Consider the following 15,537-nt stretch of genomic DNA (forward strand, 5'->3'; position numbering starts at 1 on the left):
TTTTGTGAAGCGTCTATCGAATGATAGGCGCTTTACTTATTTTTGTGCTATGAATAAAGAACAAATTGTTGAGGCGTGTTTTTCAATCTTGAATCAAAAAATTGATCAGGTAAATTTTGCAATTCAGGATGCTAATCAAAGTCTACATGATGATACCAAAAGTAGCGCAGGGGATAAGTATGAGACAAGCCGTGAAATGATTCAACAAGATTTGAATCGTTATGAACAACAATTGAAAGTTCTGAATCAAGATACCGAAATATTGAACCGTATTAAAACGCAAAAAGTTGAAAGCAACAAAGCTGGTCTTGGCTCAGTGATACAAACCGATAAAGCGATTTATTTTTTGGCAACAAGTATTGGTTTAGTAAGCGTAGGAGATCAGAAAATATTTAGTATTTCTACAGCTTCACCAATTGGAAAAGTACTTGTAGGAAAGGCTGTAGGTGAGTCTTTTGAGTTTAATGGGGCTAAACAAGTGATTAAAGATTTGTATTAATTGAAAATCTTATTGTCTGCTGTTAGAATAATTGGTTTTCCGTCAGTAATTAAGATAGTATGTTCATGTTGTGCCATATAGCCTCCTTTGTCGCCAATCATTGTCCAACCATCATTTAATTCGATAGCATATGTTGAATTTGTTGATATAAATGTTTCTATCGCTACAACTGAATTTTTCTTGAAGCGACGTTGATCAAAACGGTTTCTATAGTTTAGTAACTCATCTGGATCTTCGTGTAAACTTTTTCCAACACCATGCCCACCTAAGTTTTTGATAACTTTATATCCGCGCTTTTTGGCTTCAGTTTCCATCAAATGTCCTATATCAGCAATTTTAACACCACCACGAATATTATCCAAAGTTTTTTGCAATATTTCTTTTGACGCGTCTACTAATTTTTGGTGGTTATAAATATCTTTTCCTAAAACAAAGGAACAACCATTATCCGCCCAAAAACCGTTTAATTCTGCTGAAACATCGATGTTTATTAAATCTCCATCTTTCAAAATACGGTTTTCAGAAGGTATGCCGTGACAAAATTCTTTATTTACACTTATACACGTATATCCAGGAAAGCCATATGTTTTATTAGGTGCAGAATTAGCATACATAGAAGTAAGGATACTAGCACCATAATTGTCCAATTCCTTTGTTGACATTCCAACTTTGGTAAACTCAACCATTTTCCTTAGAGTGTATGCAACTGCATTTGCAGCTTTTTGCATACCTAATAACTCTTGTTCGTTGCTAATTGACATGAGTAATAATATTTATATAGTTAAAGATAAAGAAATATCATTTATCAAACTTTTCTAATTGTCCCAATAAGCCAGTCAATCCTCCAGTATGGACAATTAGGATTTTGGTTCCTTCTTGAAAATAATCTTTTTCAATTAAATCGTGCAAAGCATACATTGCTTTACCCGTATAGGTCGGTTCTATCATGACACCGGTAGCTTTGATATAATTTTTGACAAAATTTATTAGTTCGGGCTTTACTTTTGCATATCCGCCAAAGTGATAATCTAGATGTAATTCTATTTGATCAATAGGCGCATGGTACTTTTGGATTTCATCTAAGATAAAACCACCATTTTTCAAAACAGGAATAACGTGTAGTTTCGTTTTTAGATTTTGTTCTTGAATTCCTTGTGCTATTCCAGCTGCTGTAGTTCCTGTTCCAGCAGCACAAAAGATGTGGTCATAAGTATTTGCTAATTCATCAACCAATTCTTTGCATCCCCAAGTCGCCTCTGAATTAGCGCCGCCTTCATCAATAAAATAGCATTTTTCTTTATTTTCTAATTGCTCGAAAAGCTTTAGCTTATCCTTATAGTCCTCTCTTGAAACAAATCGCAGTTTCATCCCAAAAAGCTTACACATATCCAGCACGGGATTATTGATATCTTCACCGCGTACAAAGCCAATAGTTTTATACTGATAAGTTGCACCTGAACAAGCTGTTGCTAATAGATGGTTGGACCACGCTCCACCAAAGGTGACTAAGGTTGTCTTTTGTTCTTCTTGTGCTTTTTGCAGGTTATATTTTAATTTACGCCATTTATTCCCTGAGATAAAAGGATGAATCATATCATCTCTTTTGAGATAGACCTGTACATTTTTGGATTTGTAGAGTAGATGTTCAATCTTTTGTTCTGGGCTATAAATGTGCATGTGCGCTAATTCCTAATTTTATTATTTAGCTCCATAAATATAATCGCTGAATTATCAATGATTTTAGTTGTAGAACTGCCCAAAGTTAATAGATTTCGGCTTATTTCCTTTACTTTTGTAACATGTCTGAAGATTTGGAATTAATCGAACAAGAGGATCAGGAATTATTTGAACATATACGTATTGTCGCGGAAAAAGGAGTGACTACGATTCGTATTGACAAGTTCTTGATGAATAGAGTAGAGAATACGTCGCGTAATCGTATACAAAATGCCATAGATGCTGGTTCGGTGCGTGTCAATGATAAACCTATTAAGGCGAGTTATAAGATAAAGCCATTGGATGTAATCACCATGTTATTGCCCGATCCGCCACGCGATACCGAAGTCTATCCGGAGAATATTCCTTTAGAAATAATCTATGAAGACGATGATGTACTTTTGGTTAACAAGGAAGCAGGAATGGTAGTGCATCCCGGGTACAACAACTATACAGGAACATTGGTCAATGCATTGACCTATCATCTGAATCAATTGCCTACTTTGCCAGGTAATACGGGACGACCAGGATTGGTGCACCGCATTGATAAGGATACATCCGGTTTGTTGATTATAGCGAAAAATGAATGGGCAATGACCTATTTAGCTAAACAGTTTTTTGAACATACTATCAATCGTCGTTATATAGCATTAGTATGGGGAGATATAGCGGAGGATGGAACGGTGACAGGTTATATTGGTCGCGATCTTAAGGACCGTCGTATCATGGCTATGTATGATGATCCTGAAAAAGGGAAGTGGTCGGTGACGCATTATAAAGTACTAGAAAGGTTAGGTTTTGTGACATTGATTGAATGTCAACTCGAAACAGGACGTACACACCAGATTCGTGCACATATGAAATCTATAGGTCATCCTTTATTTTCGGATGCTATGTATGGTGGAGATAAGATAGTGAAAGGTACTTCGTTCAGTAAATATAAACAATTTGTAGACAATTGTTTTGCAGTTTTACCTCGTCAAGCACTTCATGCACGTTTATTAGGTTTTATCCATCCGGTGACGAAAAAACAGATGGATTTTGAAGTACCAATGCCAGCAGATATGCAACAGGTTTTGGAAAAATGGAGAGCTTACGCAGCGCAAGTTAAAAGTTAATTAGTGAGAATTTATGCCAATACATTATATAAATTTTAATGGAGAAATAGTTTCTGAGGATTCAAAACTATTAACTGTTGAAAATAGAGGATTGAGATATGGTGATGGTCTTTTTGAGACGATGCTGTATCAAGGAGGGGAGATTAGATTTTTGCATTTACATGTAGAAAGACTACAACGTAGTATGCAAAAAATTCAATTGGAACAATCTACCATGTTTGATGAATATTTCATCAAAAAAATCACGGATGAATTGATTCGTAAAAATAATATGGTAGGTCAGCGTGTGCGTGTGCGATTGATAGTGTATCGTTCTGGAGGCGGTATTTATTCCCCAGAGACAAACAAACCCGCTTACATTTTACAGGTGCAAAAAGTTGATATTCAGGTACGCGATAAAAAGGTAGGTTTGATTGTGGATTTATATTCTGAAATCAAAAAGCCTTATAGCGATTTGTCTGAATTGAAATCCAATAACTCCTTGATTTACGTTTTGGCAGGGAACTACAAGAAGAAATTTGATTACGATGATGTATTTATCTTAAATCAAGAAGGCTTTTTGTGTGAAGCGCTTACCTCTAATATTTTCGTTTATTACGATAAAGTGTTGTACACCCCAGCTTTGAATCAAGGCTGTATCGACGGTGTAATGCGTCGGGTTGTGATGGATATGTGTGAAGAAGAAGGTATTCCAGTCGTAGAAGCGCAGATCAGTCCAGAAATCATGAAGAAAGCGGATGAGCTATTCTGTACGAATGCGGTTCAAGGTATTCAGTGGGTGATGGGCTATAAGCAGAAACGTTACTTCAATAAAATTTCACGTATTTTGCAAGAAAAATTACGTACTTGGAGTTATAATAAAGAAGATTAAGACCTTGTTTTTTGGTCAAAGTCATTCTTTTGTTGAAAATATCTCATAATATAGAGTTGTGACAAAAATAAGTTTTTGCTACGTTGGCATTTGCTTATTTTTGTTTTTAATAATTTTTGGTCTCAGGGCTGAAAGTATAAAAATAAATTCATGGAACTAAAATTAAAACGTCCGTTAGCTTTTTTCGATTTAGAGACAACAGGAGTCAATATTGCAACCGATAAAATCGTTGAAGTTTCGATTTTAAAAGTGAATGTTGACAATTCGGAAGAAGTGTATACACGTCGTATCAATCCTCAAATCCCAATTCCTGTAGAGTCATCTATGTTCCATGGCATCTATGATGAAGATATCAAAGATGCACCTACATTTAAGGATTTGGCAAAGGAAATTGCAGAGTTTATTGGAGATTCAGATTTGGCGGGATATAATTCCAATAAATTCGATGTTCCCATGTTAATGGAAGAATTTCTAGCAGCGGGTGTAGAGTTTAGTCTAGAAGGACGTTCGTTTGTTGATGTGCAAAATATTTTCCATCAAATGGAGCAACGTACGTTGAAAGCTGCGTATAAGTTCTACTGTGGTAAGTCTTTAGACAATGCACATCAAGCAGAAGATGATGTACGTGCAACATATGAAGTGCTTAAAGCACAACTCTCAAAATATGAAAATGAAAGTTATACAGACAAGCATGGTGCTGTTTCATACCCAGTGGTGAATGATGTAGAAGCCTTACATAAGTTTACGAACCTGACTAAACCAGTAGATTTTGCTGGTCGTTTTGTCTATGATGAGCAGGATGAGGTTTGTATCAATTTTGGGAAGCACAAGGGTAGAAGATTAACAGATGTTTTTGAATCTGAACCAAGCTATTATGCATGGATGCAGAATGGAGATTTTCCATTGTACACCAAACGCATTTTAGAAAAATTGTGGAATGAATACAAAAGCGCAAGAAATGCACAAAAGCAACAAATTGCTAAAAAGGATGAGCCGAAAGTAAAAGTAGAAACAAATCCAAAGCCTATTACAAGCGATATGTTGGCGAGTTTGCAAAATAAATTTGGTAAGTAAAATAAATCTAAAAAGACATAATGAATAAAGAGCAAGTTTCAGAACACGTTAATTGTTTGATTATTGGATCTGGGCCAGCAGGTTATACTGCAGCTATTTATGCAGCGCGTGCTGATTTGAAACCTGTAGTGTATACAGGTATTGTTCCGGGAGGTCAATTGACACAAACTACAGAAGTAGATAATTTTCCAGGTTATCCTAAAGGTATTACAGGTCCTGAATTAATGGAAGATTTGAAAAATCAAGCAGAACGTTTCGGAACGCAGGTACGTTTTGGCTATGCTACTAAAGTAGATTTTTCAAAAGATGGTAGTATTCACTATGTAGAAATTGATGGTAAAACCGTTATTTCTGCGGATACTGTTATTATCTCTACCGGTGCTACAGCTAAATGGTTAGGATTAGAATCAGAACAAAAATACAATGGTTTTGGTGTATCTGCTTGTGCTGTATGTGATGGTTTCTTCTTCAAAGGACAAGATGTGGCAATAGTAGGTGCTGGGGATACAGCTGCAGAAGAAGCTACTTATTTGGCTAAATTGTGTAATAAAGTATATATGTTGGTGCGTCGTGACGAGTTCAGAGCTTCAAAAGCAATGTATCACCGTGTAATGAATACAGCTAACATCGAAGTATTATACAATACGGAAACACAAGAAATTTTAGGTGATGGTCAAGTGGTTACTGGTGTTCGTGTACTAAATAATAAAACGAACGAAACAACAGACTTAGATGTAACAGGTTTCTTTGTGGCTATTGGCCATAAACCAAATACAGAATTGTTCCAAGGTATTTTGGATATGGACGAGACAGGTTATTTGATTACAAAACCAAATGTTACAACCACAAATATACCTGGTGTATTTGCAGCGGGTGACGTGCAAGATAATGTTTACCGTCAAGCTATTACTGCAGCTGGAACAGGCTGTATGGCGGCTTTAGAGGCTGAAAGATACTTAGCGGCTAAGGGTGATCATTAAATTTTGATCAACTGTATAAAAAACAAAGGCTCGAATTTATAAATTCGAGCCTTTGTTTTTTATACGCTTTGTTTAGCTTTATTGGCTTTCACTATGCGGTAACTTATATAGAGTAATAATATCCAAATAGGAATTAATTCTACAGATATTCGTAACCCTGTTAACCACATCATTCCCAAAACCCCGAATAAGAATAATAAGGTTAAATAATTACTTAAAGGATAGAATAAGCTTGGAAAGCTAGTAGATTTGTTTTCTTTATTCTTTTGTTTTTTGAAGAACAAATGTGTCCAAGAAATCATAATCCAGTTAATAATCAAAGAAGATACAACCAATGACATCAATACTTCTAAGGCTTGTTCTGGCATTATTTTGTTAATTACAATACAAAAAGCAACCAATACCGCTGACACCATTAAAGCAGCAATAGGAGCATGGTTTTTATTTAGTTTTCGTAAAAATTTTGGGGCATTTCCTTGTTCAGCCAAACCATACAGCATTCTTGAATTACTATAAACACAACTGTTATAAACCGATAACGCTGCTGTCAAAACGATAATATTCAATACATTCGCAATTAAGCTCATGAAGTCAAATGTTTTGCCGAAGACAGTAAATTGCTTATCGTTCAAAATGTCAAATACTTCTACAAAGGGGCTTGTATTTGCTGTAATTGAGCGCCAAGGCATCAAGGAGAATAGTATAAACAAAGCACCTACATAGAAAATTAAAATACGAATCAAAACTTGATTGGTCGCTTTCGGAATATTTTTCTCTGGATTTTCTGCTTCCGCAGCTGTGATGCCGACTAATTCTAAACCTCCAAAAGAGAACATTATGGTTACCAAGGCTGCCAATAGCCCTTGATAAGAACCGTCTTCTGTTTGTTGCAACCAGCCTTTAGGGAAAAATCCTCCATCATTCACTAAATTTTGTACGGTGGCTTGGTCACCTTCAGCTCCCGAAATTAAAAGATAGCCTCCAAAGATAATCATTGCTATAATGGCTGAAACTTTAATAATGGAAAACCAAAATTCCGTTTCTCCATAAACTTTTACTGAAGTAAGATTTAAGGCATTGATTACAATAAAAAAGAATAAACTTGAAACCCATAATGGTATTTCGGGCCACCAAAATTGAATATAAACACCAATAGCCGTTAATTCAGCCATACTTACAAGTATATAAAGAATCCAATAATTCCAACCTGAAGCATACCCTGCAAAAGGCCCCCAATATTTATTGGCAAAATAAGAGAAACTTCCCGATACAGGTTCGTCAACCACCATTTCACCTAATTGCCTTAATATAAAAAATGCAAAAATACCAGCAATAGCGTAGCCTAGAATAACGGATGGGCCAGCTAAAATGGCGGCTTTCCCAATTCCAAGAAATAAACCTGTACCTACAGCTCCACCAATAGCAATAAGTTGAATATGTCTATTGCTTAATCCTCTCTTGAGCTCTTTTTCTTTATTTTCCTCCACTGTATATGTTATTATTTGTAGTTTTTATGTTTTTAAATCCAATAAGTTCATCCCAATATATTCCTTGTTTGCGGTAATATACGAGAATTTGATATTCATTTTCTGTTTCAAAATATGATCCTGAATACTTATCGGTTATGATTTTGTTTTCCTCTATTGTGATGTATTCATAATTATAGATACCTTGCTTTAATAATTGAGTGGTAGTCCATACGCCTTGCTGTTCGTCGTAGGATAACTTATTTTCTGACCCAATCTTATAATTATTAAAAGCTCCTACAAGGTAAATATCTCCTTTAATATTTGCAGAATCTTTTAGCGAAAAAAATGAATTAATATATTCACTTTGTAAGTTTGCTTCTTCAAAATCTATATTCCGAATATAAAACTTCCCGTTTTCATCGGGTTTGTAGATGTATTTGTTATCTGACTTTTTCTCGTCTAAATTGACTTGCGCCAAAATTATGCTGTCACGAACTATTGATTGTACTGAAGAAGACGCACTTCTAACACTGCGCAAATCTAAGGTTCTAAACTCATTGTTCCCTTCAAAATCTAAACTTTGAGGGTTATTGTAAGTTATCTTATTACTCGAAACTTGAGTTGGTGCTTTGAGGATTTTATAATTGTCTTGTCTTTGATTTTGGTAGACATGAATCTGTAAGTTTGTATGAGGATTTCTTATTTCCTGAGAGGAATTAACTGAAACATTTAGTTTTTGATTTTTTGATCTTTTAGTAGGAGATAAGGATGGAATAATTTCAGAATCAAGTTGCACTTCTGATTTTAAAACATAAATCTTTCTAGTAAAAAGTAGGCGTTCTTGATCAGCATCTTCGTAGACTTTGAGTAGATAGTTGCCAGATAATTTCGGTTTTATGTTTTCATTTGGAAAGATGAAAGCATAATGCGTATAAGCTTGTAGGGTATTTTGCGAATTCTGAAAAGTATAAATTCTATCTTCTTCGTACCCCGTGAGATAATCTATACTAGGTAATCGACTAGATGTCCAATCGGCATTACAATATTCTATCCGATAATAAAAATTGCGCTGATCCGCACGTAAGTCATCAAAAGAAATCGTTAAAGTTTCATTTTTATTTAAATCAATAATTGGAAATTCGTTTTCCTTGCCTATATGATTCAATTGTACAGTCCTGATATAAGAAGAATAATTAAAATTATCGTATATCAAGTTGCTTTTACCAGTTCTTAAATCAGGATTAGATTTTCGTTTTTGTGCATAGCTGTTAATACTTGTTGTTATTATTAACAGGCATATAATAAATGATTTAAATTTAATCATTTAAACAATAGCTTATTTCATTCTTACAATTTTATCTACTATATATACGGTATTACCACGCCAAGGTAAGGCACCTTTATATTCTTTATAATGTAGATCAAAGAATTTGCCGCTATTAGTTTCTAAAATATTATAAATAGAATCACTTTCGACCGAAAAAATAAATTCATTGCTGGTGATAACTCCCGTGCGACCACCGCCAAATCCTTCTTGAATTAATTTTCCTTCATAAGTTTTGAAAAGATTGCCCTTCTTGACAGCATAGTTTAAATAGCCAGATTTTACACCTTCACCAAAAACAAAATAATATTTCCAGTAAATTATTCCGCTAATAATTAATAGAGCTACGACAATAAGCCAACCAAAAAATGATTTCAATTTTGAACCTTTCTTTTCTGTGTTTAACGATGATTCCGCCATATTACAAGAATTTGATATACATAAATATAGCAGAATGTTTTTATAGTTTCTAAGCTTGCCTATTAAAATTCACATTCCTTGTAGAAGAGTTAAAAATAAGAAAGGCTTCATCATTAAAACGAAGCCCTCTATAATATACATTTACCTGAATTTATTCCGCTAAAATAGTTATTTCTTCTCTAATTTTATCCTGTGTGGTTGAACTTACTGAAACTAAAGGTAAGCGAACCACATCTTTTCCGAATCCCAACTCCTGCAAGATGTATTTTACACCACAAGGATTTCCTTCAACAAAACAAAGATCTGTAATGTGTAATAGCTTATTGTGGATTTTTCGTGCCTCCACATATTTTCCTTCTGCACACAATTGGGCTAAAGTTGCTACTTCTTTTGGGTAAGCATTTCCTACCACAGAGATAATTCCCACAGCACCCAATGCCATCATCGGTAAAGTAGTAGGATCGTCTCCTGAAATTAATAAAAAATTCTCAGGTTTGTCTCTCAAAATTTCCGAAAACTGTGCGAAATTACCTGAAGCTTCTTTGATCGCGACAATGTTTTTGAAGTCATTAGCCAATCTCAATGTCGTCTGTGCCGTCATATTTGATCCTGTTCTTCCAGGGACATTATATAAAATAACAGGCAAGCTTGATGCTTCAGCTACTGCTTTATAATGTTGGTAAATACCTTCTTGCGTAGGTTTATTATAGTAAGGTGAAACTGAAAGTATAGCGCAGTAACCTTCTGTATCAAAAGATTTTATAGCTTCAACAATTTCATGTGTGTGATTTCCACCAATACCTGCTACCAATGGAACTCTACCATTTACTTTATCTTTTGTAAACTTCCAAATCTTCTTCTTCTCCTCAGAGCTTAATGTAGCTGTCTCACCTGTAGTTCCTAATGAAACTAAATAATTCATACCCTCTTTGATTTGAAACTCAATTAAATTTCCTAAAGTTTCAAAATCTACGCTTCCATCTGCATTAAATGGCGTAACCAATGCTACACCTGCTCCTTGAATCTCAGTCATTTTGATTTTTTAATTTATATAGTATTTATTCTTGATTAATCATTTGTAATAGTTCCTTTTCAGAAATGATAGGAACATTTAATTTTTCAGCTTTTGCTAGTTTTGATGGTCCCATTTTATCTCCAGCCACCAAATAATTGAGCTTCGCAGAAATACTGCTCAACATTTTTCCACCATGAGACTCTATTAATTTGGTCAATTGCTCGCGTGAGTAATCCACAAAAACTCCCGATATTAAGAATGTCTTACCTGATAATCCATCACCCGCTAAAACAATTTCTTTTTCTTCGATCTGGAATTGTAAGCCATAGCTTTGAAGTTTATTTAGCTCTGCTAAATTATCTTGGTTATGCAGATAAGCATATAAACTTTCTGCAATACGGATTCCGATATCCTGTACCGAAGCGATATCCTCTACAGTAGCTGTTTTTAGATTTTCTAAATTCTTGAAATAAAGAGCTAATTTTTTAGCTACCGTCTCGCCCACATGACGAATACCCAAAGCAAATAGTACTTTTTCAAAAGGTTTTGATTTCGATTCCTCAATACCTTTAAGCATATTGTCGATGGATTTTTGACCAAATCTTTCGATAGTAACTAATAGATCTCGCTTTTCGTGTAGCGTATACAGATCTGAAATATGTCTTACTAAATTCATTCTGTATAGCGTTTCTATTGTTTCATCGCCAAGACCTTGTATATCCATCATCTTGCGTCCAATGAAGTGTTGCACTTTACCCACTATTTGGGGTTTACAACCATTTTCATTAGGACAGTAATGTACTGCTTCGCCTTCTTGTCGTACTAACTTTGTGTTACACTCCGGACAATGTGTAGGGTAGTGGATAGGCGTAGCATCTGCAGCTCTTTTATCTGGATTTGCAGCAATAATTTTGGGAATAATTTCCCCACCTTTTTCTACGAATACCGTATCACCTTCGTGTAAGTCAAGACGCTCAATTTCATTCGCATTATGCAATGAAGCACGTTTCACTGTAGTACCTGCTAACAGTACAGGCTTTAAATTAGCTACAGGAGTTACTGCACCTGTGCGTCCTACTTGATAACTCACACTATTTAGCGTAGTTTCTACTCGTTCTGCCTTGAATTTAAATGAAGTCGCCCAACGTGGAGATTTAGCCGTAAAACCTAATTCTTCTTGATACGAATAATCGTTTACTTTGATAACGATCCCATCAATATCATACGATAAATCGTGACGGGCAGTATCCCAATAATGGACAAATTCTAAAACATCATCTATACTACTGCACAATTTGCTGTGTTCAGAAATATGAAAGCCCCAATCTTTAACTTTTTGCAAGCTTTCCCAATGTGTAGAGAAGAACTTATTTCTATTTTCTAAATACAAGAAATATAAGAAACAGTCTAAAGGTCTTTTAGCTACTTCCGCTGAATCTTGTAATTTAATGGTACCTGAAGCAAAATTTCTAGGATTGGCGTACGTTTGTTCTCCGTTTTCTTCACGCTCTTTGTTTAAGCGCAAGAAAGCAGATTTATGCATAAAGATTTCACCGCGAATCTCAAAGATTTCGGGATAGTCTGATTTTTTCAGTTGATGTGGAATTTTACGGATGGTCTTTACATTTTGAGTCACATCGTCCCCTTGTACACCATCTCCGCGTGTAATAGCTTGCGCTAATTTTCCGTTTTCGTATGTCAAAGAAATAGATAATCCATCAAATTTTAACTCACAAACATACTCTACGGGATGTCCTATAGCTTTCTGTACGCGGTTATCAAAATCACGTAACTCCTGTTCGCTGTACGTATTGCTCAATGAAAGCATCGGCCAACGATGTTTAACAGTTTTGAATTTACTAGTAATATCTCCTCCCACTTTTAAAGTAGGTGAGTTGGGGTCTCTAAATTGAGGATATTCTTGTTCTAACTTTTCAAGTTCTTTGAGTTTAATGTCAAAATCAAAATCGGAAATTACAGAATTAGCCAATACATAATATTGGTAATTATATTCGTTTAATTCTGCTGTTAATTGTTCGATTTTTGCTTGAATATCTTGTGACATACGCGACGAAATTAATAAAATTTAAATGCTTAAAATAATTTAGAAACCAATATTTTACGAACTATAACTGCTAGGAGAATAGTTCGAAAAATCGGTTATTCTAAGATGTGTGTTGGGTTAAAAATTATTTGCTGACAATTCTGTGAATTTTTGAATTTTATTCACATAAAAATCCCAAATAATGGATTTTTTATATCTTCCTATTTTGTTTTCTGTAGCAGAATATTTTTTACGTTTTCTGGAATTCTTGAAGAAATTGACGAAAAAATCCTGATGTGCGCGACTAATAGCCCATGCATCTTTGGGTTTTCTTTGAGCCAAAAAAGCTAATAAAGCTAATAAATCTAACCAGAAACGGACAAAAATAACACCGAAAGCTTGGGCTAAGGGAAGGTTTTTTTGCAACATAAAAAGGTTGTTTCTGAAGTTGAGATAGGTCTTTTTAGGATTGCTTGTGTTTAAAGTTCCTCCGCCGACATGATAAACCGTACTTGTAGGACAATAACCGATTTTATAACCCATTTTTTTCAAACGCCAGCATAAATCAATCTCTTCCATATGTGCAAAAAAATCGGAGTCAAAGCCTTGAGCTTCTTTCCAAACATGGGATTTAATAAATAAAGCAGCACCCGTTGCCCAAAAGATTTCTTTCTCGTCCTCATATTGCCCTAAATCTTCTTCGGCTAGGTGAAGTATACGGCCGCGACAAAAAGGATAACCGAATGCGTCAATATATCCCCCTGCTGCTCCAGCATGTTCAAAATGCGTTTTTTTATGGTAAGCTCTGATTTTTGGTTGTGCCGCAGCGTAATTGTTGCGTTCCATCATTTCGATGACAGGTTCGATCCAATTTTCCGTTACTTCAACATCTGAATTGAGTAAAACGTAATAATCGGCATCTACTTGTTCCAGCACTTTATTATATCCACCTGCGAAACCATAATTTTCTGAATTGGAAATAATGCGAATGGTGGGATAATATTCTTTTACAAAAGCCAAAGAATCATCTGTCGATGCATTGTCTCCAATGACGAATTCTATATTGGGATAGGTGCTATTATACACAGAAGGTAAAAATTTCTCCAAGAAATATTTACCATTCCAGTTCAATATTACCACAGATACTTTTGGATAGTGTGTCATGCTTGATTTCTTCGCTGTCTTTTCCATCTATTATGCGTCCATAACCAATACGGGGGATTCTCACGAATCATTTTTTCTGTAAATCGATTATGAATATGCGTTATCTCATGTTCTGCGTATTCTGCAGGATTTTCTACCAATGTAGTAAATTTACAATAATAATGCCCTCGTTTTTCTTTTCGACCAATATGACAATATACTACAGGGCTGTTGGTCATTTTGGCTATACGTTCAGTACCCGTATACACTAATGCTTCTTGGTTCAAGAAAGGCATAAAATAATCCGAATCCTGATAAACGGGTGTTTGGTCGGCTACGAACATACTGATGTGCGGTGTGTTGCGTAATCTTACAATATGACGCAAGATTTGCTTCATGGGAACCATTGTCGCACCAAATCGTGTGCGAATGCCATTGTACACCTCATCGAAAGCTTTATTGTTTAGTGGCTTATAGATAACCAGTCGTGGATTTTCAGTCATTAGTGAAAGACGAAAAATTCCCAGTTCCCAATTCCCATAATGCGCGGTTACTCCAATAACAGCCTTACCTTTATCAAAATGTTGGTAAACTTCTTCTGGATTAAGTAATTCAATCCGCTTAATAACTTCTCGCTCGCTGATATCTGCCATTTTGATAGCTTCAACGATTAAATCTGGGAAATACCTGTAGAACTTTTTGGCTATTTGTTGTATTTCTAGTTCTGTTTTTTCGGGAAAAGAATTACGAAGGTTTTTGAGAACTACCTTTTTGCGGTAGCCAAAGACATAATAAATCAATAAATATAAAGCATCCGATAGGAGATACAAGGCACTAAAAGGTAGTTTGGATAGACTCCAGAATATAAATTTAAGAATGCTTTTACTCATCAACCTAACTTGTTTTCGATGCTACAAATATCCTCAAATTAACTTATTTTTGCGGTAATTTTTAATAAGTAAGTATAAATATGTCAAATTCAATCATTTTATCAGCGAATTATCTTCCTCCAGTATCTTATTTTCATGCCATTGCGCAAAATGACGGAAATGTAATCCTTGATAAATATGAGCATTTTCCAAAGCAGACTTATCGCAACCGTGCAAAGATTGCGACAGCAAATGGAATTTTGGATTTGATTGTCCCGATACAACATGGTCGCAAAGAACGTATTGCGATGAAAGATGTTAAGATTACTTATGATCACGAATGGCAACGCTTACATTGGTTGAGTTTACAAACTGCTTATCGTAGTTCGCCTTATTTCGAATTCTACGAAGACGATTTCAGACCTTTCTACGAAGAAAAGCATGAATTTCTATTTGATTTCAACGTAGCTCAATTGGAGTTAATTCTAAAATGTCTTAAACTGAAACGTACAATTGATTTTACAGAAACTTACGAAAAATCTTATGAATCAAGTGACTTTAGAAGTTTGATCCATCCGAAAAAAGGTTCAGTTTTACAAAATCCAAAACCTTATTACCAAATCTTTGAGGAAAGACACGGGTTCCTTCCGGATTTGAGTGTGATAGATTTAATTTTTAACCAAGGTCCTCAAAGCAAAAACTATTTGTAGAGGAAAGTAGGTTTCTTCGTATATTTAAGAGAAGAATAAAAAAATCTAGTTATGAAATCACTTCTCTTAATTATGCTGACTTCGATCAGCTTTAATATTTTCGGTCAGAAATATAATATGACCCATTTCAATAAATTAACTGAAGTGGAGGGTGCACCTTATGTTATTGCAGGGGTAGATGAGCGAAATAAGATAGAAAATAAAAGGCTGTCTATCTTTTATTTATTAATACTAATGATAAAAAAACGCATGAAGTTAATTTTGGGGTTGGCGGATATTATTTAA

Annotated in this window: 16 protein-coding genes; 7 read left to right on the forward strand and 9 right to left on the reverse strand. The window is 34.9% G+C overall.

What is annotated here, in order from left to right; all coding sequences use genetic code 11:
- Positions 1–49: 49 nt before the first annotated feature.
- Complete coding sequence (locus H8B04_RS07070; RefSeq protein ID WP_165289818.1) at positions 50–499, forward strand: GreA/GreB family elongation factor; 450 nt, start codon at positions 50–52, stop codon at positions 497–499.
- Here H8B04_RS07070 and map read toward each other — a convergent pair.
- Complete coding sequence (map, locus tag H8B04_RS07075) at positions 496–1,260, reverse strand: type I methionyl aminopeptidase (protein WP_165289817.1); 765 nt, start codon at positions 1,258–1,260, stop codon at positions 496–498. The two genes, H8B04_RS07070 and map, sit on opposite strands and share 4 nt — an antisense overlap.
- Positions 1,261–1,297: 37 nt before the next feature.
- Positions 1,298–2,176, reverse strand: coding sequence for a 1-aminocyclopropane-1-carboxylate deaminase/D-cysteine desulfhydrase (locus H8B04_RS07080; protein WP_190301890.1), 879 nt, complete (start codon positions 2,174–2,176; stop codon positions 1,298–1,300).
- Positions 2,177–2,298: 122 nt separating this feature from the next.
- On the opposite strand from H8B04_RS07080, the gene H8B04_RS07085 reads away from it, so the two are divergent.
- From H8B04_RS07085 to trxB, 4 genes are all read left to right on the forward strand, one after another.
- Entirely contained in the window at positions 2,299–3,333 is a 1,035-nt protein-coding gene (locus tag H8B04_RS07085) for an RluA family pseudouridine synthase (RefSeq protein WP_165289815.1), read from the forward strand.
- 13 nt (positions 3,334–3,346) lie between these two features.
- Positions 3,347–4,204 carry an aminotransferase class IV gene (locus H8B04_RS07090; RefSeq protein ID WP_165289814.1) on the forward strand — a complete coding sequence of 286 codons (858 nt, stop codon included), beginning with the start codon at positions 3,347–3,349 and terminating at the stop codon, positions 4,202–4,204.
- Positions 4,205–4,354: 150 nt separating this feature from the next.
- Positions 4,355–5,278 (forward strand): exonuclease domain-containing protein, encoded by a 924-nt coding sequence (locus tag H8B04_RS07095; protein WP_190301891.1) that lies wholly within the window; start codon positions 4,355–4,357, stop codon positions 5,276–5,278.
- Positions 5,279–5,298: 20 nt separating this feature from the next.
- Entirely contained in the window at positions 5,299–6,258 is a 960-nt protein-coding gene (trxB, locus tag H8B04_RS07100; protein ID WP_190301892.1) for a thioredoxin-disulfide reductase, read from the forward strand.
- Between the two features lie 59 nt (positions 6,259–6,317).
- Here the strand turns inward: trxB and H8B04_RS07105 are convergent, their stop codons facing one another.
- The 7 genes from H8B04_RS07105 to H8B04_RS07135 all read right to left on the reverse strand — a co-directional run bounded on the left by H8B04_RS07105 (position 6,318) and on the right by H8B04_RS07135 (position 14,563).
- Positions 6,318–7,745 carry an amino acid permease gene (locus tag H8B04_RS07105; protein WP_165289811.1) on the reverse strand — a complete coding sequence of 476 codons (1,428 nt, stop codon included), beginning with the start codon at positions 7,743–7,745 and terminating at the stop codon, positions 6,318–6,320.
- On the reverse strand, positions 7,732–9,051 hold the full coding sequence (locus H8B04_RS07110) for a type IX secretion system plug protein (RefSeq protein ID WP_165289810.1): 1,320 nt from the start codon (positions 9,049–9,051) through the stop codon (positions 7,732–7,734). The genes H8B04_RS07105 and H8B04_RS07110 overlap by 14 nt, the downstream gene beginning before the upstream one ends.
- A 12-nt stretch (positions 9,052–9,063) precedes the next feature.
- A complete protein-coding gene (locus H8B04_RS07115) occupies positions 9,064–9,471 on the reverse strand; it encodes a hypothetical protein (protein ID WP_223815315.1) in 408 nt (135 codons plus the stop codon).
- 151 nt (positions 9,472–9,622) lie between these two features.
- Positions 9,623–10,504: a 4-hydroxy-tetrahydrodipicolinate synthase gene (gene dapA, locus H8B04_RS07120; RefSeq protein WP_190301893.1), complete on the reverse strand. Its 882-nt coding sequence runs from the start codon at positions 10,502–10,504 to the stop codon at positions 9,623–9,625.
- A gap of 25 nt (positions 10,505–10,529) precedes the next feature.
- Entirely contained in the window at positions 10,530–12,551 is a 2,022-nt protein-coding gene (gene ligA, locus H8B04_RS07125; RefSeq protein ID WP_190301894.1) for an NAD-dependent DNA ligase LigA, read from the reverse strand.
- 117 nt (positions 12,552–12,668) lie between these two features.
- Positions 12,669–13,721: a glycosyltransferase family 2 protein gene (locus tag H8B04_RS07130; RefSeq protein WP_223815316.1), complete on the reverse strand. Its 1,053-nt coding sequence runs from the start codon at positions 13,719–13,721 to the stop codon at positions 12,669–12,671.
- A complete protein-coding gene (locus H8B04_RS07135) occupies positions 13,691–14,563 on the reverse strand; it encodes a lysophospholipid acyltransferase family protein (protein WP_190301895.1) in 873 nt (290 codons plus the stop codon). Before H8B04_RS07135 ends, H8B04_RS07130 begins: the two co-directional genes overlap by 31 nt.
- 80 nt (positions 14,564–14,643) lie before the next feature.
- Here H8B04_RS07135 and H8B04_RS07140 point away from each other — a divergent pair, with 80 nt between their 5' ends.
- Positions 14,644–15,252 carry a WbqC family protein gene (locus tag H8B04_RS07140; protein ID WP_190301896.1) on the forward strand — a complete coding sequence of 203 codons (609 nt, stop codon included), beginning with the start codon at positions 14,644–14,646 and terminating at the stop codon, positions 15,250–15,252.
- A gap of 51 nt (positions 15,253–15,303) precedes the next feature.
- Positions 15,304–15,537 carry a hypothetical protein gene (locus tag H8B04_RS07145; RefSeq protein ID WP_190301897.1) on the forward strand — a complete coding sequence of 78 codons (234 nt, stop codon included), beginning with the start codon at positions 15,304–15,306 and terminating at the stop codon, positions 15,535–15,537.

Source organism: Sphingobacterium litopenaei, assembly GCF_014692495.1.
Taxonomy (GTDB): Bacteria; Bacteroidota; Bacteroidia; order Sphingobacteriales; family Sphingobacteriaceae; genus Sphingobacterium; species Sphingobacterium litopenaei.

Excerpts from the sequence above, each read along its gene's own strand:
- H8B04_RS07070 (WP_165289818.1), top strand. The coding sequence starts at position 50 with ATGAATAAAGAACAAATTGTTGAGGCGTGTTTTTCAATCTTGAATCAA.
- map (WP_165289817.1), bottom strand. The coding sequence starts at position 1,260 with ATGTCAATTAGCAACGAACAAGAGTTATTAGGTATGCAAAAAGCTGCA.
- H8B04_RS07080 (WP_190301890.1), bottom strand. The coding sequence starts at position 2,176 with ATGCACATTTATAGCCCAGAACAAAAGATTGAACATCTACTCTACAAA.
- H8B04_RS07085 (WP_165289815.1), top strand. The coding sequence starts at position 2,299 with ATGTCTGAAGATTTGGAATTAATCGAACAAGAGGATCAGGAATTATTT.
- H8B04_RS07090 (WP_165289814.1), top strand. The coding sequence starts at position 3,347 with ATGCCAATACATTATATAAATTTTAATGGAGAAATAGTTTCTGAGGAT.
- H8B04_RS07095 (WP_190301891.1), top strand. The coding sequence starts at position 4,355 with ATGGAACTAAAATTAAAACGTCCGTTAGCTTTTTTCGATTTAGAGACA.
- trxB (WP_190301892.1), top strand. The coding sequence starts at position 5,299 with ATGAATAAAGAGCAAGTTTCAGAACACGTTAATTGTTTGATTATTGGA.
- H8B04_RS07110 (WP_165289810.1), bottom strand. The coding sequence starts at position 9,051 with ATGATTAAATTTAAATCATTTATTATATGCCTGTTAATAATAACAACA.
- H8B04_RS07115 (WP_223815315.1), bottom strand. The coding sequence starts at position 9,471 with ATGGCGGAATCATCGTTAAACACAGAAAAGAAAGGTTCAAAATTGAAA.
- dapA (WP_190301893.1), bottom strand. The coding sequence starts at position 10,504 with ATGACTGAGATTCAAGGAGCAGGTGTAGCATTGGTTACGCCATTTAAT.
- ligA (WP_190301894.1), bottom strand. The coding sequence starts at position 12,551 with ATGTCACAAGATATTCAAGCAAAAATCGAACAATTAACAGCAGAATTA.
- H8B04_RS07130 (WP_223815316.1), bottom strand. The coding sequence starts at position 13,721 with ATGGAAAAGACAGCGAAGAAATCAAGCATGACACACTATCCAAAAGTA.
- H8B04_RS07135 (WP_190301895.1), bottom strand. The coding sequence starts at position 14,563 with ATGAGTAAAAGCATTCTTAAATTTATATTCTGGAGTCTATCCAAACTA.
- H8B04_RS07140 (WP_190301896.1), top strand. The coding sequence starts at position 14,644 with ATGTCAAATTCAATCATTTTATCAGCGAATTATCTTCCTCCAGTATCT.
- H8B04_RS07145 (WP_190301897.1), top strand. The coding sequence starts at position 15,304 with ATGAAATCACTTCTCTTAATTATGCTGACTTCGATCAGCTTTAATATT.